The sequence below is a fragment of the Myxococcus dinghuensis genome (genome assembly GCF_024198235.1).
Lineage (GTDB): Bacteria > Myxococcota > Myxococcia > Myxococcales > Myxococcaceae > Myxococcus > Myxococcus dinghuensis.
The window spans coordinates 1-4,426 of sequence record NZ_JAKCFB010000096.1 but is presented as its reverse complement, the minus strand read 5'-3'; the positions used below and the strand labels follow the sequence as shown (position 1 = coordinate 4,426).

Here is a 4,426-nt window from a genome sequence, read left to right as displayed (position 1 = left end):
TGGCGGCCAACAGCCGTCGACGCTCATCCGAGGTCATGCGCCTGTCCAGGTCGCCCATCATCAGGGTGCCGGGGTCGTAGAGGTGGCGGCCCGTGGCGAACTCCAGCAGCGTCAGGCCCAGGGAGAATAGGTCCGCGCGCCCGTCCACGGCCTCCCCAAGCAACAGCTCCGGGGCGGAGTAGATGACATCCCCCTTGGGGCGCGGAAGTGACGTCGCGACTCGACCCGCCAGCCGCGAGAGGGCAACTCCGAAGTCCGTCAGCATCACCCCGCCTCGGGGCATGAGCCGAATCCGAGAGGGGTTCACGTCGCGGTTGACGATGTGCAGAGGAATACCCGCGTCGTCCGCTCGCGAATGAGCGTAGGCGAGAGCCGACGCGACCTCCGCGAAGACGTAGAGGCAGAAGGATTCGGAGAAGTAGCGCCCGCGCGCCTGCGCCATGGCAAGCAACGAATCCAGTGTGAAGCCCCCTACGCTTTCGCTCACCAAACAGAGGCCGTGATTGATTTCGAAGAGGCCGTGAACGTGCGCGATGTTCGGATGCTGGAGGAAGCGCGCCAGCCGGACTTCTTCTTCCAGGCGGATGCGGGCGAGCCGGTATCTCTCTGGAAGCACGTCACCGCTGGGGCGTGGCACGTACTTCACCAGCACCTTGCCCTGGATGCCGGCTGGGGTGCGAGGCTGCGCATAGAGGATTCGCTCCCCATTGCGGCCCTCGCCGAGAATCTGAAAGAGGAAATACTGCGTGTCCCCTTGGGAAAAGAGGATCACACCCTCCTTGAAGGGAGGAGCGGAATCGTCAGACATGAATGGGTCTCCGGTAAGCCCTCGCGGAAAGCACCCCCTGCGAAGGCGAAAGGAAGGTACGCCCAGTCACGTCCGACGTGAACGACGCTATAGGTCGCGAACTTCGCGAAGCCCGATTGCCATTTCGTAACGTTGCTTTACGAAATACCGTCAGGGCCACTCTTTTACAGCATATCCATACATGCTGCGATTGAACTCGACGGTTCCCGGCCTGGGTCCTGGATCGGCTTCCTCTGGCCCTTTCTCGCCAATCGCAATGCACACTGGATACGTGCGTCCATTCGGAAGCGTCGCTTCGGTGTAGCGAGCGAGAATCGACCTCTCACCGACCCACACTCGCCCACGCAGCATGGTTCCGGCAGGAATTCGTTCCACTCCTTTCCGAACAATGCCGCGCACAGGCCCACTAGAGTAGATGCCCCCTTCACCGCCCATTGCGCCGGGCTGGCTTGCATCGATGGTGACCACCATTGCGTCACCTTCCCAGAATCGAAGCTCCGCCATGGCCTGTCGCGCTTCTTCCGGGCATTCGCTGGAGCCGGGGCGAACCTGGGAGCTGCTCGGGCAACCCATCTGCAACGCGACGGCGGCAGTGGCAACCGCGCACTTCTTGAGGAACTCCGCCCGGCCGCCACTGGATGCAGGGGCCTTCACGGCCGGAGACTCGGAGGGACTGGCGACGATAGGGGCACGCTTCACGGCGGGGCTTTCCTTCTGGACGGGAGATTGTGGGGGCGACGCTACCCCAGGCGATGATGATTCAAGCGGAGGAGATGCGACAGCGTCACCCTGGGACATACCTGCATCCTCCTGCGGGGACAGTGCGTTCAACGGGGCACCAGCTCCCGGTGTCTGTGGCGCGGTGGACTCGATGGAATCCGCCACACCTGGGGCCTTCTCGGCGGACGTCGACATGAAGAGCCCCACCAGGGCCGCGACGGCCAGTGCGGCGCCCAGGGCCCCCACGAGGAGCCCGCGACGGGAGCGGGCCGGTCTGGGGCCATCCGTGCCGGTTGCAGGGGTGAGAAGCGGCTTCGGGGCGAGGGTGTGGAGCGGCGTCACCCACTCCTCGCCCGACTCGTTCACGATGGCGGCCAGCTCGCGCCGCACTGCCTCCGCCGACGGGGGCCTGTTCTCGGGCTTGCGCGCGATGAAGCGCATCACGGCATCGCTCAACGGGCCGGGCACCCGCTCGTTCAACACGCGGGCGTCTGGCGGCATCGCCCTGCCCTCGACGGGTGTCCTCGGGAAGTCGCTGGCCGGCTGGGGCGCGGTCAGAACGTCGAAGAGGCACACTCCGAGGGCGTAGACGTCATCGGTGACTTTGAACTCATAGCGGGCGTCGCGGTCGTCCTCGTTGTCGCGGAAGAAGCGCGTCGCTTCGGGCGAGCGATAGCGACGCGTGCCGGGCGGCAATGGCGCGTCCGTGAGGTCTTCCGCGTGCGAGTAGTCACCCGCGCTGAAATCGATGATGAACGGCTCGTTGTCCGAAGCGCGCACCATGATGTTGTTCAGCTTCAAGTCGCGATGGAAGACACCGCGACCGTGCATGTGGTCCACGGCACCGGCCAACTTCACGAAGAGGCGAGCGACTTCCTGCGCGGTCGGGTGAACCTGCTCCACCCATTGGGCCAAGGTGAAGCCTTCGACAAAGTCGAGGATGACGTAGCGCCAGCCCGTCTCGAAATCGGGCCATCGTCCAAGAGCACGAAGCGCAATGATGTTGGGGTGCTCAAGATGAACCAGGCACCCCAGCTCGCGCTTGAGCCTCGCGTCTGACTTCTCGGCATCACCACTCGTCGCGCGATGCAGCGCAACCTTCATCGCGTAGTGCTTGCCGTTCATCTCCACTTTGTAGACGGCACCGTAGGCACCAGCACCCACCAGCTTGACGATGCGCCAACCGTGAATCACATGGCCGGGGGGGAACTGAGCAGGAGGATGGAGGAGTGTCAGCATGGCGCATCCATCAGAAGGGAATCCCCGGAACGAGCACCTGCGAGCCACCTTCCCCGGCGTTCATCTCAATGAAGCACAAGTCACCCGGCGCCCATGGGGGTTCTTCAGTCTCGACGACAACCATCCCGGACTCCCCCGGCTCTATCTGTCTCAACGCTGATCGGATGCTTTTCACGCCCACGCCAACCCCACTCTTGGAATTCACGATTCGAGCAGTGAACGGAGTCCAAGGGATCCTTCCATCATTCCGGACTTCGACACTAATGGCGGCCCATGTGGAGGCCCGAAAGCTTGTCGCGGAGTCGGCATGCAGTGGTCTCCCATTGCCTCTTGGAACCTTGATGCGCTCCATCCTCAACCGCTCATTCAAACTGCCGGACATGATCATGCTCGTGGGCGCGCCTGAGTCACGAAGGGCACGGAGCGATTGAAGCTCTTCCGCCTGCGCCTTGAGCTTGGCGCGCGCCTCCACCAGCTCGGCCCGAAGCAGCTCGACGGAGTCCCGCTGTTGAAAGACTTCCACGCGGGCATCAACCTCCGCTGGATGGGAGACCAGGACGAAGATGCCTTGCCCCTGACCGGCGCCATTGGCGAACCGGATACGAAGCCCAAGACGTTCACCCGTCCCCAGGTCGGCGGCAGGTTCCAACGCAAGAACGCGCTCGCCGACGTCCACCAGCCGGAAGCGCTCGCGCCCTTCCACTTCCACCGAGCCCCTGTCGAGCGGGGCATCGAAGACCAGCGTGGTCAGAAAGCCCGCCGCGACGCGCAGCTCCGGGACAGGAGCGGCACCGTTTGACAGCACGACGCGCCGGTCCTGTCGCTCACGTGCGGCGGGGACGGGTTGTGCTGAAGCGGTGACGCCCAGCAGAAGGGAAAGGAGGGCAACGGGTCGAAGCAATGCGAACTCTCCGAAGCCCGCGACCCTATCAAACCCGACAGCCGCCACTGCCGCGAAATGCGTAGTAGCCCGTCAAGCAAAGGATGCCGTTGGAGCAGCGAAGGCCCCGCGAAAGAGGGCCAGAGGTCTCTTTACACCCACAAGTCGTTTTGTGCATAAGTCGCCCCGGGTGACTGCGGTGTTCATCGCAGCGTCACGGCGTAGCGAGGTCCCAGACCAACCGCGCCGATTCCGCAGTCACCCCTATTCACCTCGCAAGCTTCGCGACGGCGAACCCGGCTCCGAGCCCGAGCACCAACACCACCACGGCAACGGTGAAGGACACGTCGCCCGCGTGCTCGCGCAAGGAAGCATTCTCAGCCCGGAGGCGCTCCAGCTCGGCAGCCGTGCGGATGCAGCGCGCCTCGGACAGCCAGCAGCCGCCCTTCACCTCGACGGCTGCCGCCCCTCCATCCGGGAAGAGCTGAGCGCGCTCGACACTGACGACCTCCGAGCCCGCCGCAGGTGAAGCGACGAGCACCGCCAGCACGAGCGCGCCGAGCTTCACTTGTCGCCTCGCTGGTCGAGCTGCTCCAGGACGGCAATCGCCGCGGCCTTGCCCGCGACCTGGCCGGCAGCAATCTCGCCCGCAACCTCGGCGCTCTCAATCGCGGCGTCCCCGAAGAGAAGCCGCTTGATGAGCGTGAAGCCACCCGCCGCCGTCAGGGCCACCTTCACGGCGGTCAGTACCAGGGCCAGGGAGAACGACGCCCCAGCGG

The 4,426-nt window shown here is 64.6% G+C and carries 4 protein-coding genes and 1 pseudogene; all 5 read right to left on the bottom strand.

From position 1 onward, the window contains the following. Window positions 1-808, bottom strand: an 808-nt coding sequence (locus LZ198_RS42550; protein WP_253977895.1) for a serine/threonine protein kinase, incomplete at its 3' end; no start/stop codon positions are given. A 150-nt stretch (window positions 809-958) separates the two neighbouring features. Then, window positions 959-2,767 carry a serine/threonine protein kinase gene (locus tag LZ198_RS42545; protein ID WP_253977894.1) on the bottom strand — a complete coding sequence of 603 codons (1,809 nt, stop codon included), beginning with the start codon at window positions 2,765-2,767 and terminating at the stop codon, window positions 959-961. A 10-nt stretch (window positions 2,768-2,777) separates the two neighbouring features. Then, complete coding sequence (locus LZ198_RS42540; protein ID WP_253977893.1) at window positions 2,778-3,668, bottom strand: DUF2381 family protein; 891 nt, start codon at window positions 3,666-3,668, stop codon at window positions 2,778-2,780. Window positions 3,669-3,915: 247 nt separating this feature from the next. Continuing rightward, on the bottom strand, window positions 3,916-4,215 hold the full coding sequence (locus LZ198_RS42535; protein WP_253977892.1) for a hypothetical protein: 300 nt from the start codon (window positions 4,213-4,215) through the stop codon (window positions 3,916-3,918). Beyond that, window positions 4,212-4,426 (bottom strand): annotated as a pseudogene (locus LZ198_RS42530) (hypothetical protein); the annotation flags it as partial. The gene LZ198_RS42535 and the pseudogene LZ198_RS42530, both read right to left, overlap by 4 nt.

Excerpts from the sequence above, each read along its gene's own strand:
- LZ198_RS42545 (WP_253977894.1), bottom strand. The coding sequence starts at position 2,767 with ATGCTGACACTCCTCCATCCTCCTGCTCAGTTCCCCCCCGGCCATGTG.